The 16,818-nt window shown below is 69.3% G+C and carries 19 protein-coding genes; 11 read left to right on the forward strand and 8 right to left on the reverse strand.

Annotation, left to right across the window (positions count from 1 at the left end):
* Positions 1-3: 3 nt before the first annotated feature.
* A complete protein-coding gene (locus VFE82_RS18790) occupies positions 4-555 on the reverse strand; it encodes an RNA polymerase sigma factor (protein WP_325001865.1) in 552 nt (183 codons plus the stop codon).
* Between the two features lie 96 nt (positions 556-651).
* Positions 652-1,254, reverse strand: coding sequence for a hypothetical protein (locus tag VFE82_RS18795; protein ID WP_325001866.1), 603 nt, complete (start codon positions 1,252-1,254; stop codon positions 652-654).
* Positions 1,255-1,554: 300 nt separating this feature from the next.
* On the opposite strand from VFE82_RS18795, the gene VFE82_RS18800 reads away from it, so the two are divergent.
* Positions 1,555-1,752: a hypothetical protein gene (locus VFE82_RS18800; RefSeq protein ID WP_325001867.1), complete on the forward strand. Its 198-nt coding sequence runs from the start codon at positions 1,555-1,557 to the stop codon at positions 1,750-1,752.
* A gap of 66 nt (positions 1,753-1,818) precedes the next feature.
* Positions 1,819-2,544: a 16S rRNA pseudouridine(516) synthase gene (locus VFE82_RS18805; RefSeq protein WP_325001868.1), complete on the forward strand. Its 726-nt coding sequence runs from the start codon at positions 1,819-1,821 to the stop codon at positions 2,542-2,544.
* On the opposite strand, the gene VFE82_RS18810 is transcribed toward VFE82_RS18805, so the two are convergent.
* Positions 2,541-3,317, reverse strand: coding sequence for an alpha/beta hydrolase (locus tag VFE82_RS18810; protein ID WP_325001869.1), 777 nt, complete (start codon positions 3,315-3,317; stop codon positions 2,541-2,543). The genes VFE82_RS18805 and VFE82_RS18810 overlap by 4 nt on opposite strands.
* 65 nt (positions 3,318-3,382) lie before the next feature.
* On the opposite strand from VFE82_RS18810, the gene VFE82_RS18815 reads away from it, so the two are divergent.
* The 9 genes from VFE82_RS18815 (at position 3,383) to ntrC (ending at position 12,763) form a co-directional block, all read left to right on the forward strand.
* On the forward strand, positions 3,383-4,360 hold the full coding sequence (locus VFE82_RS18815; protein ID WP_414708780.1) for a YncE family protein: 978 nt from the start codon (positions 3,383-3,385) through the stop codon (positions 4,358-4,360).
* A complete protein-coding gene (locus tag VFE82_RS18820) occupies positions 4,326-5,162 on the forward strand; it encodes a polysaccharide deacetylase family protein (RefSeq protein WP_414708781.1) in 837 nt (278 codons plus the stop codon). Before VFE82_RS18815 ends, VFE82_RS18820 begins: the two co-directional genes overlap by 35 nt.
* Positions 5,159-6,115: a sterol desaturase family protein gene (locus tag VFE82_RS18825; protein WP_325001871.1), complete on the forward strand. Its 957-nt coding sequence runs from the start codon at positions 5,159-5,161 to the stop codon at positions 6,113-6,115. The genes VFE82_RS18820 and VFE82_RS18825 overlap by 4 nt, the downstream gene beginning before the upstream one ends.
* A gap of 21 nt (positions 6,116-6,136) precedes the next feature.
* Positions 6,137-6,994: an EI24 domain-containing protein gene (locus VFE82_RS18830; RefSeq protein WP_325001872.1), complete on the forward strand. Its 858-nt coding sequence runs from the start codon at positions 6,137-6,139 to the stop codon at positions 6,992-6,994.
* Positions 6,978-7,790, forward strand: coding sequence for a competence/damage-inducible protein A (locus VFE82_RS18835; protein WP_325001873.1), 813 nt, complete (start codon positions 6,978-6,980; stop codon positions 7,788-7,790). The genes VFE82_RS18830 and VFE82_RS18835 overlap by 17 nt, the downstream gene beginning before the upstream one ends.
* A gap of 206 nt (positions 7,791-7,996) precedes the next feature.
* On the forward strand, positions 7,997-9,415 hold the full coding sequence (glnA, locus tag VFE82_RS18840) for a type I glutamate--ammonia ligase (protein ID WP_325001874.1): 1,419 nt from the start codon (positions 7,997-7,999) through the stop codon (positions 9,413-9,415).
* Between the two features lie 231 nt (positions 9,416-9,646).
* Positions 9,647-10,144: a hypothetical protein gene (locus VFE82_RS18845; RefSeq protein WP_325001875.1), complete on the forward strand. Its 498-nt coding sequence runs from the start codon at positions 9,647-9,649 to the stop codon at positions 10,142-10,144.
* A 4-nt stretch (positions 10,145-10,148) separates the two neighbouring features.
* Positions 10,149-11,237: a nitrogen regulation protein NR(II) gene (glnL, locus tag VFE82_RS18850; protein WP_325001876.1), complete on the forward strand. Its 1,089-nt coding sequence runs from the start codon at positions 10,149-10,151 to the stop codon at positions 11,235-11,237.
* Positions 11,238-11,275: 38 nt separating this feature from the next.
* Complete coding sequence (ntrC, locus tag VFE82_RS18855; RefSeq protein ID WP_325001877.1) at positions 11,276-12,763, forward strand: nitrogen regulation protein NR(I); 1,488 nt, start codon at positions 11,276-11,278, stop codon at positions 12,761-12,763.
* A 161-nt stretch (positions 12,764-12,924) separates the two neighbouring features.
* On the opposite strand, the gene xth is transcribed toward ntrC, so the two are convergent.
* The 5 genes from xth to VFE82_RS18880 all read right to left on the reverse strand — a co-directional run bounded on the left by xth (position 12,925) and on the right by VFE82_RS18880 (position 16,758).
* Positions 12,925-13,701 carry an exodeoxyribonuclease III gene (gene xth / locus VFE82_RS18860; RefSeq protein ID WP_325001878.1) on the reverse strand — a complete coding sequence of 259 codons (777 nt, stop codon included), beginning with the start codon at positions 13,699-13,701 and terminating at the stop codon, positions 12,925-12,927.
* A gap of 71 nt (positions 13,702-13,772) precedes the next feature.
* A complete protein-coding gene (locus VFE82_RS18865) occupies positions 13,773-14,747 on the reverse strand; it encodes a tripartite tricarboxylate transporter substrate binding protein (protein WP_325001879.1) in 975 nt (324 codons plus the stop codon).
* Between the two features lie 76 nt (positions 14,748-14,823).
* Complete coding sequence (locus tag VFE82_RS18870; protein WP_325001880.1) at positions 14,824-15,441, reverse strand: DUF4337 domain-containing protein; 618 nt, start codon at positions 15,439-15,441, stop codon at positions 14,824-14,826.
* Position 15,442: 1 nt separating this feature from the next.
* Complete coding sequence (locus tag VFE82_RS18875; protein ID WP_325001881.1) at positions 15,443-15,943, reverse strand: dihydrofolate reductase; 501 nt, start codon at positions 15,941-15,943, stop codon at positions 15,443-15,445.
* Positions 15,943-16,758, reverse strand: a complete 816-nt coding sequence (locus tag VFE82_RS18880) for a thymidylate synthase (protein WP_325001882.1) — start codon at positions 16,756-16,758, stop codon at positions 15,943-15,945. Before VFE82_RS18880 ends, VFE82_RS18875 begins: the two co-directional genes overlap by 1 nt.
* Positions 16,759-16,818: the final 60 nt, after the last annotated feature.

A 16,818-nucleotide genomic window follows, 5' to 3' on the forward strand; every position in this document is an offset into this window, starting at 1 on the left:
GGCTCAGAAGCCCAGGTCGTGCTGCGCGGCGCCGAGCCGCTTGCGCAGCGTCGCCCGGGCGCGCGAGACGCGGCTGCGGACGGTGCCCACCGGCACCGACAGCATGACGGCCGCCTGCTCGTAGCTCAGTTCGTCGAGCGCGACGAGCAGCAGCACCTCGCGCATCTCGGGCGGGAGTCCTTCGAGCTCCTGCTGCAGCGCGCGCACGATCTGCGATTGCGCCAGCTGCTCGGACGGGTCGGGCGTCTCGGACGCGGAATCCGCCAGCGATTCCTCGTCCTCGAAGGTGTAGCGGCGGTGTGGCGCGCGTGAGAGATAGTTCCGCACCAGGTTCATCGCGATGCCGTAGAGCCAGGTGGACAGCTCCGACGCGCCACGGAAGGTCTGCAGGGCCTGGGCGGCTTCGACGAATGCCTGCTGCGTGAGGTCCTCGGCATCAGTGCCGGTGCCGATGTTCTTGACCACGAAGCGGTACAGCCGCTGCTGGTGGTCGCTCACCAGCTGCCGGAACAGCAACTCGGGGTCGATGGCCGCGGCCGCCGCGAAACCGGGCACGGGCTCCGATGCGCCAGGACCTGGCGGCGAAAGGCTCAAGACGGCACTCCGGGAATGTTTTTTTCGTTGCAGGGCGACGCAGCCCGCAACGGTGCCTCAGCCGAGCTGATCCGTCAACCCGGAGATGCGACTGCGCAGCCAGTCGCTGGCGGTGCTGGCGGGCACCGGCGACGCGCCTGCCGCGGCGGCAGCGGCGAACTGCGCGCGCAGCCCGTCGTCGATCTGCTGCTTGTGCGCCGGGCTGACCGACTTCGGATCGATGCCGGCGTCGGCGAGCAGGCGGCGGTATGCGCCGCCTCCGGTCGTCGCCGAGTGCTCGATGAAGGTCAGGAAGTCGACCCCTGCCAGGGCCTTCTGCCCCGTCTGCCCCATGTCCAGCGCCTGCTGGACCAGCCGCGAGGCCAGGGGCTTGCCCGGAGCCGGGTCCAGGCCCAGTTCGCGGGCCACCGCCGTCGACAGCGCCCCGCCGTACGACTGCTGGAGCGCCTGGACGAAGACGCTGGTGGTGTCCACGTCGCCCTGGATCCAGGCCACGCTGCGCGCGCCTTTCTCGCCGGACAGCTGGCCCTGGGCAAGCACCCGGTACTCCTGACCGTCCACCGACACCCGGACTTCGGGCGCGCGCTGGGCGGCTTCACCGAAGGCGCTCGCCGGCGGCAGGCCGGCGGGCGCTCCGGAGGAGGGCTGGATGGGGGGCATATCGCTCCTTGGGGCGGGCCGGCGGGCCGGTCCGCGTTGTTTTATCTCAGCGTGTCAGTGACCGAAGGCGTGGAACGGTTCCATTGGCGCCGGAAAATCCCTGGCACCCGCCAAAAAAACACGGCCGACCTGGCGAGGTGAGTGCAACGCACCCGGGACGACACCGCAACCCCGCGCCCCAGACTGTGCCGCTGCCGTCCTACACGCCTGCGGCGACGTCCTACACCCGACAGCAACCTGCTTGCCTAGATTGCGCGCGGCGGCCGCAGTCGCCGCTTCTTCCAGCAGTAAGGACGAGCCATGCACCGATCTCCGCAGAAACAGCTCGGCGTCCGGCGCGACCGGAACACCGTGTACGCCGCCTTCGAGCTTGCAGACGACGAGACCGTGAGGCCGCAGCAGCGCGGCGGCCAGCCCAAGACGCGCAAGACACCGCGGCGGGATGAGTTCACCGGCGAGGAGCGCCTCGCCCGATCCCCGCACCCGACCCGCGGTTGACATCCGGTTGACGGACGCGGGCCGCCACAGCGGCCGCCCGGCACGGGCCGCCTACACTGCGGCCCGATGCAGTTGCAGCAGATTCTCTACAGCCAGGGATTCGGCACCCGGCGCGTGTGCGCGGGTCTGGTCGAACAGGGCTACGTGGCCGTCGCCGGGGTGCCCTGCACCGACCCGGCGGCGGACTTCGAACCGGACGGGCTGCGGTACACCGTGCAGCGGCAGGACTGGGTCTTCCACGAGAAGGCCTACGTCATGCTGCACAAGCCAGCCGGCTACGAATGCTCGGCCAAGCCTTCCGCCTGGCCGAGCATCTACACGCTCCTGCCCGGACCGCTTCGGCAGCGGCCCAACCGCCTCGGCCAGCCGGGCGTGCAGGCGGTCGGCCGGCTGGACCAGGACACGACCGGGCTGCTGCTGCTGAGCGACGACGGCGCCTTCATCCATCGCATGAGCTCGCCCAAGCGGCACGTGCCCAAGGTCTACGAGATCGTGGCGAAGCACCCGGTCGACGACCGGCTCGTGCGGCGCCTGCTCGAGGGCGTGGTGTTGGACGACGATCCGAAGCCGGTGCGGGCCGCCGCCTGCGAAGTGCGGGGCGAGCATGCCCTGGCGATGACGCTGACCGAGGGCAAGTACCACCAGGTCAAGCGCATGGTGGCCGCGGCCGGCAATCGGGTGGAGGGCCTGCACCGCGCGCGCATCGGCGGCCTGGCGCTCCCGGCCGATCTGGCGCCGGGCCAGTGGCGCTGGCTCGGGGAGGCGGAGCTCGACCTCCTGCGCCCCGGCTAGGGCAGGGCGGCCAGGAACGAGGCGATCCGGGCGGTGACGACCCCGGGCTGGTCCCGGTGCGGCGAATGGCCGCAATCGGGCACGACCTCGGTCTCGAACCTTCCGGCGGTCGGGGCGATCTCCTCGATCTGCCGCAGCGTGCCGTAGGCATCGTCCAGTCCCTGCATCGCCAGCACGGGCGCGGCGATGCGGCGGCAGTCCGCACGGATGTCGAAGGCGCGGAACCCCTGGCTCAGCCAGACGTCGTTCCATTGCCAGAACGCGACGTCGACGTCCCGGTGGTAGCGGGCCAGGCGCTCGCGCAGCGGCCCTGCGAGGAAGGCGTCGCGGGCCTGCGCGATCGAGGCGATCGACACGTCCTCCACCAGCACGTGGGGCGCCATCACCACGCAGGCGCCCACCGGGTGGCGGCTGGCGTGGAGCAGGGCGATCGTGCCCCCGTCGGAGTGCCCGAGCAGCACGGGCGCCGCGACGTCCAGCGCCCGCAGGAGCCCGGGCAGCACTTCGAAGGCCTCGCGGTGCATGTAGTCCGGCCGCAGGCGGCCGGTGCCCCGGACGTCGGGCACCGGGTCGGAGGCGCCATAGCCCTGGCGCGAGTAGACGATGCCGGCGCGGCCGGTGGCCTCGCACAGCTGCTGCGGCCAGTCGCGCCACATGGCCACCGAGCCCAGGCCTTCATGCAGGAACACCAGCGGCGCGCGCGCCGGCGCGCCGGCGGGAGCGTCGAGGCGCCGGACCTCGAGCCCCACCCCGTTGACGAAGATCATCTGCATCGCAGGGATGTTACGAGAGCAGCGGGGAGCGCGGACTACACTCGCGGGTTGTCCAGGAAGTGCCCGTGACCCGTTTCTTGCGTTCTCTCGCCCTGGCCGCCGCCGCGCTGGCCGCATGCCATGGCGCCGCGGCCCAGACCGCACCCATCTTCGTCCTCAACTCGCTCGATGCCGACGTCAGCGTCATCGACCCGGCGGGCTGGAAGGAGGTGCGCCGCCTGCCCACCGGCAAGGAGCCGCACCATCTCTACATGACGCCCGACGAGAAGTCGGTCATCGTCGCCAACGCGCTGAGCGATTCGCTGACCTTCATCGACCCCAAGACGGCCGAGATCCAGCGGGTCGTGCGCGGCATCATCGATCCGTACCAGCTGCGTTTCTCGCCTGACATGAAGTGGATGGTCACGGCGGGCAACCGCCTGAACCATGTCGACATCTACCGCTGGGACGGCAAGGACCTGCAACTGGCCGCGCGCGTGCCCACCGGCAAGACGCCCAGCCACGTGTGGATCGACAGCCGCAGCACCGTGGCCTACGTCACGATGCAGGACAGCGACGAGCTGGTCGCCGTCGATCTCGCCACGCAGGCGCTGCGTTGGCGCATCAAGACCGGCCCGATGCCGGCCGACGTCTACGGCACCGCGGACGACCGCACGCTGCTGGTCGGCCTGACCGGCAGCGACAGCGTGGAAGTGTTCGACGTCAGCGGCGCCAAGCCCCGCGCCGTGCGCCGCGTGAAGACCGGCGACGGTGCCCACGCCTTCCGGGCGGCCGGCGACAAGCGCCACGTCTTCCTCAGCAACCGCGTGGCCAACACCATCAGCAAGATCGACCTCGACAAGCTCGAGGTGGTCGCCACCTATCCCGCCCCCGGCGGGCCCGACTGCATGGAAGTCACCGCCGGCGGCAAGCTGCTGATGGTCACTTCGCGCTGGGCGCGCAAGCTCACCGTGATCGACACCGAGTCCGGCAAGATCGTGCGCCAGGTCGCGGTGGGCAAGTCTCCCCATGGCGTCTGGACCCTGGACCACGCGGCGCGCTGACCGGCGCCGCCTGGGTGCCGCCGTCTTGGCCGCGGCGGTCCTCGTGGCGGCCGGCCCGGCAGCTGCGCAGGACTGCGCCAAGCCGGTCTACCTGACCCTGGACACCGGCCACATGGAAGTGGCCCCGCTGATGGCGGACGTGCTGCGCCGGCACCAGGTGCGGGTGACGTTCTTCGCGGCCAACGAACGCACCAAGACCGGCGACGGCAGCCTCGGCAGCGCCTGGGCCGCCTGGTGGAAGGCGCGCGCCGCCGAAGGCCACGAGTTCGCCTCGCACACCTACGACCACGTCTACTGGCGCGCCGACCTGCCTGGCGAGCCGGCGCGCTTCCGGGTGCGGCCCTCGGCCGGCCCGACGGAGGGGCGCGACCAGGCCTGGACCGCGCAGCAGTACTGCGAGGAGATCGGCCGTTCGGCGGCGCGGCTGGAGGAGATCACCGGGCGCAAGCCACTGCCCCTGTTCCGCGCCCCCGGTGGCAAGACGTCGCCGCGCCTGCTGGCGGCCGCGAAGGCTTGCGGCTGGGAACACGTGGGCTGGTCGCCCGCCGGATTCCTGGGCGATGAACTTTCCAGCGAAACCGTGTCCAATGCCGAGTTGCTGGCGCGCGCGCTGCGCAACGTGCGAAGCGGCGACATCCTGCTGGCCCACCTGGGCATCTGGTCGCGCCGGGACCCGTGGGCACCGGCGGTGCTGGAGCCGCTGGTTGCCGGGTTGAAGGAGCGGGGCTTCTGCTTTCGCACCTTGCGCGAGCACCCGCAGTACGCCGCCTGGATCGAGCGCAAGGGAACGGAGAAGAGATGAGTTGGCTGGAAGACGGCTTCGGTGCCGCGCAGCAATGGCTGTTCGAGGCGGTGGTGCAGCCCGTCATGTTCGTGCTGGGGATGGGACACCTGCTGGAGGACGGCTATGCCGCCACCGGCTGGCTGCTGGTCGGCCTGGTCCAGATCCTTCTGATGCTGCTGGTCATCGGGCCGCTGCAGCGCTGGCGGCCGGTGGAGCCGGTGACCGACCGGGCCGCGGTGCGCACGGACGTGCTCTACACGCTGGTGCACCGCCTGGGCCTGTTCCGGGTGGGGCTCTTCTTCACGCTGCAGCCGGTGTTCGACGAGGTGTTCGGTCGCCTGCGCGTCGCGGGCTTCGCCGGCGTCCACATCGACAACCTCTGGCCGGGCGTGAGCGACCTGCCGCTGGTCAGCTTCGCGATCTACCTGATTGCCTTCGACTTCGCCGACTACTGGATCCACCGCGGCCAGCACACCTGGCGCTGGTGGTGGAGCCTGCACGCGCTGCACCATTCGCAGCGCCAGATGACCATGTGGAGCGACAACCGCAACCACCTGCTGGACGACGTGATCCGCGACGTGCTGCTGGTCCTGCTGGCCCAGTTGATCGGGGTGGCGCCGGGGCAGTTCGTCGCGATCGTCGCGGTCACCCAGCTGTCCGAGAGCCTGCAGCATGCGAACCTGCGGCTGTCGTTCGGCCGCTGGGGCGAGCGCCTCTGGATCAGTCCGCGGTTCCACCGCCTGCACCACAGCATCGGCATCGGGCACGAGGGCCGCGGCCGGGGCTCGCTGGGCGGCCACAACTTCGGCGTGCTCCTGCCCTGGTGGGACATGCTGTTCGGCACGGCGAACTTCGAGCATCGCTTCGACCCGACCGGCATCCGCGACCAGGTGGAGAAGGGCCGTGACTACGGCCGCGGCTTCTGGTCGCAGCAGTGGCTGGGGCTCAAGCGGCTGGTCCGCCGGGCCTGAGTGCCGCGGTATCCTGCCCGCATGGGTCTGGTCCTCGATTCGTTCTGGCGCGCTGTCGCCTACTGCCTGCATCCGCGGGTGGTCGCCCTGTCGATCCTGCCGCTGCTGCTGATGGTGCTGGCCGCCATCGGGCTCGGCTGGCTGTTCTGGGATCCCGCGGTGGACGCCGTCTTCCGCTGGCTGGAGTCGTCGGCACTCCTGAGCCGCGCCGGCGACTGGCTGCGGGATCTCGGCCTGGGCGGTCTGCGCACGGTCGTGGCCCCGCTGGTGGTGATCTTCCTGGCGACGCCGGTGATCGTGCTGTGCTCGCTGCTGGCGGTGGCCACGCTCATGACGCCCGCGCTGGTGCGGCTGGTGGCGGAGCGGCGGTTCCCGGGGCTGGCGCGCGAGCAGGGTGGTTCGCTGCTCGGCAGCATCGCCTGGTCGCTCGGCTCGACGCTGCTGGCCCTGGTGGCGCTGGTCGTGTCGCTGCCGCTGTGGCTGATCCCGCCGCTGGTCTTCGTGCTGCCGCCGCTGATCTGGGGCTGGCTGGCCTACCGCGTCATGGCGTTCGACGCGCTGGCCGAGCACGCCACCCGCGAGGAGCGGCGCCTGCTGCTCAAGCAGCACCGCCTTCCGTTGCTGGGCATCGGCGTGCTGACCGGCTACCTGGGCGCGGCGCCCAGCGTCGTCTGGGCATCGGGGGCGCTGTTCGCCGCCGCCTTCGTGATCCTGGTGCCGCTGGCCATCTGGATCTACACCCTGGTCTTCGCGTTCTCCTCGCTCTGGTTCGGCCACTACTGCCTGGCCGCCCTGGAGCAGCTGCGCGCCCGGCAGGGACCGCCGCCCGTCCCGGTGCAGCCGGCCCCGGTAGCATTGGAGGATGTCCACTCGACCTGAATTCGGGCTCGTCATCGTCGGCGACGAGATCCTGTCCGGCAAGCGCGCCGACAAGCACCTGCCCAAGGTCATCGAACTGCTCGGCGCACGGGGGCTGCAGCTGGCCTGGGCCGACTACGTGGGCGATGCGCCCGATCGCATCACCGCCACCCTGTCCCGGGCGTTCGCCTCCGGCGCGGTGGTGTTCTCCTGCGGCGGCATCGGCGCCACCCCGGACGACCACACCCGGCAGTGCGCGGCCCGGGCCCTGGGCGTCGAGCTGGCCTTGCACCCCGAGGCCGAGGCACTGATCCGCGAGCGGATGCAAGACGTCGCGCGGGAGCAGGGCGTGCCCTACGAGCCGGACCGGCCCGACAACGTGCACCGGCTGAACATGGGCGTCTTCCCGCGCGGCGCCCGCATCATCCCGAACCCGTACAACAAGATCCCCGGCTTCAGCTGCGGGGACGTGCACTTCGTCCCGGGCTTTCCGGTCATGGCCTGGCCGATGATCGAGTCGGTCCTCGACGGCCAGTACGCCCACCTGTTCCAGCGCGGCGCCTACCTGGAGCGCTCGGTCATCGTGTTCGGGGCGATGGAGGCCACGTTGACGCCGCTGATGGAGCAGCTGGAGCGTAGCCATCCGGAGATCAAGGTGTTCAGCCTGCCCAGCGTCGACCATCCGCAGTACGGCCGGCACATCGACCTGGGGGTCAAAGGCCCGCCCGGAGCCGTCGGCCCGGCCTATGCCGACCTGCTGGCGGGCCTGCATCAGATCGGGGCCAAGCTCGGCCCCGAATTGGTGCGCGAAGGGTGATGCACCAGGAGCGTGCATCGGCCAGAATGCACCAGAAAGGTTCTCCGCCGTCCCGCCGGGCTTGAGCCTTTCGTCAGGAATCCCCCCAAACATCACCGACAATCGCCGGGCTCCGCCGGACCGGGCCATGCACCAGCTTTGGCACAGAACCTGCATTCCAGCACCCCGCTTCTCTCTCAATCAACCATCCAACCGGAGAAAACCTGATGGCAGCCAAGACCGTCGCAGACGTGATGAAGATGGTGAAGGACAACGAAGTCAAGTTCGTCGACTTCCGCTTCACCGACACGCGTGGCAAGGAACAGCACGTGACCGTTCCCGTGTCGCACTTCGACGAAGACAAGTTCAGCTCCGGCCACGCCTTCGACGGCTCCTCCGTGGCCGGCTGGAAGGGCATCGAGGCATCCGACATGCTGCTGATGCCGGATCCTTCCACCGCGAACATCGATCCCTTCTTCGAAGAGACCACGCTGCTGCTGACCTGCGACGTGCTCGAGCCGGGCGACGGCAAGGCCTACGACCGCGACCCGCGTTCGATCGCCAAGCGTGCCGAGGCCTACCTGAAGTCCACCGGGCTGGGTGACACCGCCTTCTTCGGTCCGGAACCCGAATTCTTCATCTTCGACGACGTCCGCTGGGGCGCCGACATGTCCGGCTCGTTCGTCAAGATCGACGAGTACGAGGCTTCCTGGAACACGGGCAAGAAGATCGAAGGCGGCAACAAGGGCCACCGTCCGACCGTCAAGGGCGGCTACTTCCCCGTGCCCCCGGTCGACAGCACGCAGGACATGCGCGCCGAGATGTCCCTGATCCTCGAATCGCTGGGCATCCCCGTCGAGGTGTTCCACCACGAGGTGGCGGGCGCCGGCCAGAACGAGATCGGCACCAGGTTCAACACCCTGGTGGCCCGCGCCGACTGGAGCCAGCTGCAGAAGTACGTCATCCAGAACGTGGCCAACGCCTACGGCAAGACGGCCACCTTCATGCCCAAGCCCCTCGTGGGCGACAACGGCTCCGGCATGCACGTGCACCAGTCCGTGTGGAAGGACGGCAAGAACCTGTTCGCGGGCGACGGCTACGCCGGCCTGTCGGAGTTCGCGCTGTTCTACATCGGCGGCATCATCAAGCACGCCCGTGCCCTGAACGCCATCACCAACCCCGGCACCAACAGCTACAAGCGCCTGGTGCCCGGCTTCGAGGCACCGGTCAAGCTGGCCTACTCGGCCCGCAACCGCTCCGCGTCGATCCGCATCCCGTACGTGGCCAACCCGAAGGGCCGCCGCATCGAGGCGCGTTTCCCGGATCCCCTGATGAACCCGTACCTGGGCTTCGCCGCTATGCTGATGGCGGGCCTGGACGGCGTCGAGAACAAGATCCACCCGGGCGAAGCCGCCACCAAGGACCTGTACCACCTGCCGCCGGAAGAGGACGCGAAGATCCCGACCGTGTGCCACAGCCTCGACCAGGCGCTGGAGTACCTCGACAAGGATCGCGCGTTCCTGACCAAGGGCGGCGTGTTCACCGACTCGATGATCGATGCCTACATCGAGCTGAAGATGCAGGAAGTCACGCGTTTCCGCATGACCACGCACCCGATCGAGTTCGACATGTACTACAGCCTCTGATGGGGCCCCTGCGCCGGACGTCCGTCCGGCGCTCTGCGGAAAAGGACGGCTCGCGCCGTCCTTTTGTCCTTTCCGACCCACCCGGCACCGTTCCGTGTGCGCATCAGGTGTCCCAAAAGCATGGCAGCCGCCGCGAATTGTTGTTTGGAATCATGGACTTGGTTGGCCGATCGGAAGAGTTCAGCCATACTGGCAGACCATCCTGAACCCCTCGGTGAAAGGAGCCAAACCATGAAGTACGCCCTCACGATCTCCCTGACCCTGCTGCTGGCCGCCGCCCAGGCCCAAGCCCAGACCACGCGTATCTGGCGCTGCGGCAACACGTACACCAACAACAGTTCCGAAGCCGCGGCCCAGGGCTGCAAGCCGGTCGAAGGCGGCAACGTGACCGTGGTCGAGGGCACGCGCGTCAACGCACCGGTGCGGGTGGCCAACGCCGCCCCGTCCGCCTCGGCCGCCCAGAAGGTGGAGGCCGCCGACCAGAAGGCGCGCGACGCCGATGCCCGCCACATCCTGGAGGCCGAGCTCAGGAAGGCGCAGGCGCGCCAGGAGGAGCTGCTGAAGGAATACAACAACGGCGAGCCCGAGAAGCTCGGGCCGGAGACACGCAACCACCAGAAGTACCTGGACCGGGTGGCCGAGCTGAAGGCCAGCATCTCCCGCAACGAGAGCGACATCGCCGGCATCCAGCGCGAACTGGGCCGCCTGAACGCCTCGGCGGCCAAGTGACGGCTTGACCGCGTCCCGCCCCGACTCGCCCGCGTCGTCGGCTTCGGCGCGCTTCGGCGCGTTCGACCTGCTCGCCACGCTGGTGGCGGTGGTGGCCGCCGACGGCAGCGTGCTGTTCGCCAACGCGGCCCTCGAGGACGCGCTCGGCAGTTCCCGCCGCACCATCGAGGGGTCGAGCTTCCCGGCCTGCTTCACCGAGCCGCAGCTGCTGCGCAACGCGCTGGAGGGCGCCGGCAGCAACGAATTCGCGGCGCTGCGCTATGACGCCTGGCTGCTGCGCCACAACGCCGATCCGATGCAGGTGCACGTGGTCGTGGTGCAGACCGACCACCCGGGCGAGATCATCATCGAGCTGCTGCCGCTGGAGCAGCAGGTGCGCCAGGAGCGCGAGGAGCGCCTGATCGACCAGGCGCAGGCGAACAAGGAGCTGATCCGCAACCTGGCGCACGAGATCAAGAATCCGCTCGGTGGCATCCGCGGCGCGGCGCAGCTGCTGGAGATGGAGATCCAGGGCCGCGACCTGAAGGAATACACCCGCGTCATCATCCACGAGGCCGATCGCCTGCAGACGCTGGTCGACCGCCTGCTCGCGCCGCACCGCCGGCCGCACGTGGTGGGCGACGTCAACATCCACGAAGTGTGCGAACGCGTGCGCTCGCTGATCCTGGCGGAGTTCCCGCGTGGCCTGAAGGTGGTGCGCGAGTACGACACCTCGCTGCCCGAGTTCCGCGGCGACCGCGAGCAGCTGATCCAGGCGGTGCTGAACATCGCGCACAACGCCTGCCAGGCGCTGTCCGACCGCATCGCCGCGGGCGACGCGCAACTGGTGTTCCGCACGCGCGTGGCGCGGCAGGTCACGTTCGGTAAACAGCGCTATCGACTGGCACTGGAATTGCATGTGATCGACAACGGGCCCGGCGTGCCCGAGGCGATCAAGGACCGCATCTTCTACCCGCTGGTCTCCGGCAGGGAAGGCGGGTCAGGATTGGGGCTGACGTTGGCGCAAACCTTCGTGCAGCAGCATCATGGACTGATCGAGTGCGACAGCGTGCCGGGGAGGACGGATTTCAAGATCCTGATTCCATTGCCCTGAGTTCTTCCAACCGAATGACCTGAGGTGACTGTCCATCCATGAAGCCGATCTGGATCGTTGACGATGACCAATCCATCCGCTTCGTGCTGGAAAAGGCGCTGCTGCGGGAGGAACTCCCCACCCGAAGCTTCACGAACGCGCGCGAGGTCCTGCTGGCGCTGGACAGCGCCAACGACGACCAGGGGCCGCAGATCCTGGTGAGCGACATCCGCATGCCGGGCGGCAGCGGCCTCGACCTGCTGTCCAAGGTCAAGGAGAAGCACCCTGGGCTGCCCGTCATCATCATGACGGCGTTCTCCGACCTGGACAGCGCCGTCTCCGCCTTCCAGGGCGGCGCGTTCGAGTACCTGCCCAAGCCGTTCGACCTGCCCAAGGCGATCGAGCTGATCCGTCGGGCGGTCGAGGAAAGCCAGCGCGAGGAAGTGGCCGAGGAGCGGCTGGCGGCCGCACCCGAGATGCTGGGCCAGGCGCCGGCGATGCAGGACGTGTTCCGCGCCATCGGCCGGCTTTCGCAGAGCAACGTCACGGTGATGATCACCGGCGAATCCGGCTCCGGCAAGGAACTGGTGGCCCGGGCGCTGCACAAGCACTCGCCGCGCGCCAGCGGGCCGTTCGTCGCCATCAACACCGCGGCCATCCCGAAGGACCTGCTCGAGAGCGAACTGTTCGGCCACGAGCGCGGCGCCTTCACCGGCGCCCAGACCATGCGCCGCGGCCGCTTCGAGCAGGCCGAAGGCGGCACGCTCTTCCTGGACGAGATCGGCGACATGCCGTTCGATCTGCAGACGCGGCTGTTGCGGGTGCTGTCGGACGGCCACTTCTACCGGGTCGGCGGCCACAACGCGGTCAAGGCGAACGTGCGCGTGATCGCCGCGACCCACCAGGACCTGGAGCAGCGCGTCAAGGAAGGGGCCTTCCGCGAGGACCTGTTCCACCGGCTGAACGTGATCCGGTTGCGCCTGCCCGCGCTGCGCGAGCGGCGCGAGGACATTCCCATGCTGGCGCGGCATTTCCTGCAGCAGTCGGCCAAGCAGCTGGGCGTGGAGCCCAAGCGCATCTCCGACGCGGCGCTCACGCGGCTGACGGCTTTCGGCTTTCCCGGCAACGTGCGGCAGCTCGAGAACATCTGCCACTGGCTGACCGTGATGGCGCCCGCGCAGCTGATCGAACCCAAGGACCTGCCGCCCGAAGTGTCGCTGGCCGCCGGCGAACCGGCTGCACGCGCGGCGGCGCCGCCGGAAGCGCATCGGCCCGCAGACGCCAGCGCCGTGGCCGCGCCGTCGCCGGGGGTGGAGACGGCGCCGATGGCGGGTGGTGCGTGGGAATCCGGCCTTGAAGCCGAAGCCATGGAGCTGCTGCTGGCCGGCCGGCACGACGTCTGGGACGAGCTCACGCGGCGCTTCGAATCGCGCCTCATCCTCACGGCGCTGGCCAACACGCGCGGCCGTCGCATCGAGGCCGCCCTGAAGCTGGGCATCGGCCGCAACACCATCACCCGCAAGATCCAGGAACTGGGCCTGGAGTGACGCGCGACGGCCGGCGAGGGCGCCGGGCCGCCGCCGACCTCCATGCGCCTGCGCGCGCTGCGGTCTGCGCGGGCGCTGACCGCGGCGTCAGTCGATGGGCCGGGGCACCGCCCGGCCGGGATGTCGCGAACTCTCGCCGGCGCCCGGGCCGACGCCGGCCCTCAGAGTTCGACGGTCACCGGCGCATGGTCGCTCGGCTGCTTCCACTTGCGCGGCGTGCGGTCGATGGCGCAGGACTTCACGTGCGGGCGCAGGGCCTCGCTCACCAGGATGTGGTCGATGCGCAGGCCGCGGTTCTTCTGGTAGCCGAGCATCCGGTAGTCCCACCAGCTGAAGCTCTTCTCTGGCTGCTCGAACAGGCGGAAGCTGTCGCACAGGCCCAGCCCCAGCAGGCGCTGGAAGTGCTCGCGCTCCTCGACGGTGTGGTGGATGGTGTCGCGCAGGCCGTCCGGATCCCACGAGTCGCGGTCCTCGGGCGCGATGTTGAAGTCGCCCAGGAGCACCAGGCGTTGATGCCGCCCGAGCTCGCCGCACAGGTAGGTGTTGAGGCCCCCCAGCCAGTTCATCTTGTAGCTGAACTTGTCGCTCCCGGGCGCCTGGCCGTTGACGAAGTAGCCGTTCACCAGCCGCACCTCGCCCAGCGGGCTGTCAACGGTCGCGGCGATCACCCGCGACTGCTCGTCCTCGAAACCGCCGATGTTCCTGGCCACGTCGCGCACCGGCGTGCGGCTCAGGATGGCCACACCGTTGTAGGTCTTCTGGCCGAAGACGGCGCAGTGGGCATAGCCCGCCTCGCGCACCGCGTCGAGCGGGAACTTGTCATCGGTGAGCTTGAGTTCCTGCAGGCACAGCACGTCGACCGGGTTGGCCGCCACCCAGTCGAGCACGTGCTGCAGGCGGGCGGTGAGCGAGTTGACGTTCCAGGTGGTGATCTTCATGGGCGCCGCAGCTTACCCGAAGCACCGCCCGGAACCTGCGCAGCCCGCGCCAGTGGACGCCTGGCGGGGCCTCAGTCGGCCGTGATGTTGGCGGCCTTGATCGTCTTGGCCCAGAACGCGGTTTCGCGGGTGACCAGGGCCTCCAGCGCGCTGGGTGGCAGGTACCGCAGGTCGATGCCGGCGCCGGCGGCGCGGGTCTTGGCCTCGGGCTGCTCGAGCGCCTGCTTGATGCCGGTGCTCAGCCTGTCGATCACGTCGGGCGGGGTGCCGGCCGGCGCGAACATCCCGACCCAGGCCTCCAGCTCGAAGCCCTTCAGGCCGGCTTCCGCAGTGGTGGGGACGTCGGGCAGGCCCGGATGGCGGGTCTTGCCGGTCACGGCCAGTCCCTTGAGCTTGCCGGCCTGCACGTGCTGCATCACCGAAGGCGGCGTGGTGATGAACACCTGCACCTGGCCCGACAGCACGTCCTGGATGGCCGGGCCCGACCCCTTGTACGGGATGTGGACCATGTTGGTGCCCGTCTGGGTCTTGAACATCTCGGTGCCGACGTGCGACAGCGAGCCATTGCCCTGCGACGCGTAGCTCAGCTTGCCGGGGTTCTTCTTCAGGTACTCGATGAACTCGGGCAGCGTGTTGGCGGGCACCGATGGATGCACCGCGATCACGTTGGTGCCGGCCGTCACCAGGGCCACCGGCGCGAAGTCCTTCTGCGCCCAGGGCAGCTTGGCCATCAGGGCCGGGTTGCCGACGTGGTAGGCCGAGTACGAGCTCAGGAGCGTGTAGCCGTCGGCGGGCGCGCGCGCCACGGCACCGTATGCCACGTTGCCGCTGCCGCCGCCGCGGTTTTCCACCACGACGGACTGCGACAGCACCTTGGCCAGCGAATCGGCCACGATGCGGGCCGAGGAGTCGACGATGCCGCCCGGCGGATTGGGCACGATCACCGTGACCGGCCGGGCCGGGAAGCCTTGTGCAGCAGCCAGCGTCGTGACGGTGGCCGAGGCTGCGGCCACGAGGGCGCTTGCGAGGAAGGGTCGTCGCTGCATGGTCTTGTCTCCTTGAATTCGTTCGGACGGGTCGCTTGGGGGGAGCAGCAGGCGGGCGGCGCCACCGCCCGTGCGATCAGATGTGCAGGGCTGCCAGCGCGCCGATGCCCACGCCGATGGCGCCGAGACCGAACATGCCGTATTCCAGCCACTTCTTCTTGGTGAGCAGCGCAATCGCCGCGAGGGCAATGGACACCTGCAGCGCGGTGGTCGCCTGCGCCCAGCGGTGGTGCTGGTGCATCTGCGCTTCGCTGCGCTCGTCCCAGGCCTTGGCTTCCGCCTCGATCTTGCGCGCTTCGGCCTCGATGTCCTTCTTTTCCTTCTCGTAGCGGTCCACCTTGGCCTGGTACTTGGCACGGTCCGGCTCGGTGGCCGCCAGGTCGCGCGACATCTCGGCCAGGGACTGCTTCGTGCTCTTGGCCTGGAAGTAGTTCCACTGGTTCGAGGCCTCCGTCTTGCGGATGGCGGCGTTGTTCTTGTACAGGCCGGCGTTGGCCTGGGTGGCGCCGCCCATGTACGCGAAGATCGCACCGACCGTCGCGATGACGGCGGTGAACATCGCGATCTGGTTGGTCATGCTGCCGCCGGCGATGCCGTGGTGCGAGGACTCGCCATGACCGGCCGCGGCATGCTGGGTGGCGTGCTCCAGTTCGTGGTCGTGCGGTCCGTGGACGTGGAATCCGGCTCCTGACATGTCAATCTCCGAGCGAAGGGCTGTGGTGGTACGTGACGAAACTGAACGCCAGGCCGCCGCCCGACACGTGGCGCTCGCGCGCGACTTCGTGCCAGCCGGCGCCCAGCACGGGGGCGAACGCGTCGCCCTCGAAGGCCTGGTCGATCTCGGTGACCTGCGCCACCCGGGCCAGCGGCGCCGCCTGCGCGTACAGCTCGCCACCACCGATCACCCAGGCCTTCGGCGCGTCTGCGCAGGATGCCACTGCCTCGGCCAGGGACCCTGCGCGCTCGGCGCCCTCGGCACGCCAATTCGCCTGACGCGTCACGACGATGTTGCGCCGGCCCGGCAGGGGGCGGAACTTCGGCGGCAGCGAGTCCCAGGTCTTGCGGCCCATGATGACGGGCGCCCCCAGCGTGACCCGCTTGAAGTGCGCCAGATCCTCCGGCAGGTGCCAGGGCAGGCCGCCCTCGCGGCCGATCACGCCGTTGGCGGCGCGGGCGTACACCAGGCCCAGTTCCATCAGACCGCCACCGGCGCCTTGATCGCCGCGTGGCACTGGTAGTCCATTACCTCGAAGTCTTCGTACGCATACTCGAAGATCGAGGCCGGCCGCCGCTTGATGTTCAGCGTGGGATACGGGAAGGGCGCGCGCGAGAGCTGCAGCTCCACCTGCTCGTGGTGGTTGCTGTAGATGTGGCAGTCGCCACCGGTCCAGATGAAATCGCCCACCCCCAGGTCGCACTGCTGCGCCATCATGTGCGTGAGCAGGGCATAGCTGGCGATGTTGAACGGAACGCCCAGGAAGATGTCGGCGCTGCGCTGGTACAGCTGGCAGGACAGCTTGCCGTCCGCCACGTAGAACTGGAAGAACGCATGGCACGGCGCCAGCGCCATCTTCGGGATGTCGGCCACGTTCCAGGCGCTGACGATGATGCGGCGCGAATCCGGATTGGTGCGGATCGTCCTGACGGCTTCGGCGATCTGGTCGATCTGGCCGCCATCGGGCGTGGGCCAGCTGCGCCACTGGACGCCGTACACCGGGCCCAGGTCGCCGTCCTCGCGGGCCCACTCGTCCCAGATCGTCACCCCGCGCTCGCGCAGCCGGTTGTTGTCGCTCGATCCTTCCAGGAACCAGAGCAGCTCGTGGATGATGGACTTCAGGTGGACCTTCTTGGTGGTCACCAGCGGGAAGCCCTCGTTCAGGTCGAACCGCATCTGGTAGCCGAACACGCTGCGCGTCCCGGTGCCGGTGCGGTCGGGCTTGGGCGCGCCATGCGTGAACACATGGCGCATGAAGTCTTCGTACTGGGTGCGGACAGGGCGCGCGGAGGTCATGGGAGCGGATGTTGCGGGGGCGCGTGGCTCCCTGGAAGCGGAGTGGCCGGATTATCACGC

It is taken from the genome of Ramlibacter sp., assembly GCF_035655895.1.
In the GTDB taxonomy this organism is placed as follows: Bacteria; Pseudomonadota; Gammaproteobacteria; order Burkholderiales; family Burkholderiaceae_C; genus Ramlibacter.

What these genes read in the sequence shown, in the direction of transcription:
- VFE82_RS18795 (WP_325001866.1), bottom strand. Translation starts at nt 1,254, where the DNA reads ATGCCCCCCATCCAGCCCTCCTCCGGAGCGCCCGCCGGCCTGCCGCCG.
- VFE82_RS18800 (WP_325001867.1), top strand. Translation starts at nt 1,555, where the DNA reads ATGCACCGATCTCCGCAGAAACAGCTCGGCGTCCGGCGCGACCGGAAC.
- VFE82_RS18805 (WP_325001868.1), top strand. Translation starts at nt 1,819, where the DNA reads ATGCAGTTGCAGCAGATTCTCTACAGCCAGGGATTCGGCACCCGGCGC.
- VFE82_RS18810 (WP_325001869.1), bottom strand. Translation starts at nt 3,317, where the DNA reads ATGCAGATGATCTTCGTCAACGGGGTGGGGCTCGAGGTCCGGCGCCTC.
- VFE82_RS18820 (WP_414708781.1), top strand. Translation starts at nt 4,326, where the DNA reads ATGGCGTCTGGACCCTGGACCACGCGGCGCGCTGACCGGCGCCGCCTG.
- VFE82_RS18825 (WP_325001871.1), top strand. Translation starts at nt 5,159, where the DNA reads ATGAGTTGGCTGGAAGACGGCTTCGGTGCCGCGCAGCAATGGCTGTTC.
- VFE82_RS18830 (WP_325001872.1), top strand. Translation starts at nt 6,137, where the DNA reads ATGGGTCTGGTCCTCGATTCGTTCTGGCGCGCTGTCGCCTACTGCCTG.
- VFE82_RS18835 (WP_325001873.1), top strand. Translation starts at nt 6,978, where the DNA reads ATGTCCACTCGACCTGAATTCGGGCTCGTCATCGTCGGCGACGAGATC.
- glnA (WP_325001874.1), top strand. Translation starts at nt 7,997, where the DNA reads ATGGCAGCCAAGACCGTCGCAGACGTGATGAAGATGGTGAAGGACAAC.
- VFE82_RS18845 (WP_325001875.1), top strand. Translation starts at nt 9,647, where the DNA reads ATGAAGTACGCCCTCACGATCTCCCTGACCCTGCTGCTGGCCGCCGCC.
- ntrC (WP_325001877.1), top strand. Translation starts at nt 11,276, where the DNA reads ATGAAGCCGATCTGGATCGTTGACGATGACCAATCCATCCGCTTCGTG.
- xth (WP_325001878.1), bottom strand. Translation starts at nt 13,701, where the DNA reads ATGAAGATCACCACCTGGAACGTCAACTCGCTCACCGCCCGCCTGCAG.
- VFE82_RS18865 (WP_325001879.1), bottom strand. Translation starts at nt 14,747, where the DNA reads ATGCAGCGACGACCCTTCCTCGCAAGCGCCCTCGTGGCCGCAGCCTCG.
- VFE82_RS18870 (WP_325001880.1), bottom strand. Translation starts at nt 15,441, where the DNA reads ATGTCAGGAGCCGGATTCCACGTCCACGGACCGCACGACCACGAACTG.
- VFE82_RS18875 (WP_325001881.1), bottom strand. Translation starts at nt 15,943, where the DNA reads ATGGAACTGGGCCTGGTGTACGCCCGCGCCGCCAACGGCGTGATCGGC.
- VFE82_RS18880 (WP_325001882.1), bottom strand. Translation starts at nt 16,758, where the DNA reads ATGACCTCCGCGCGCCCTGTCCGCACCCAGTACGAAGACTTCATGCGC.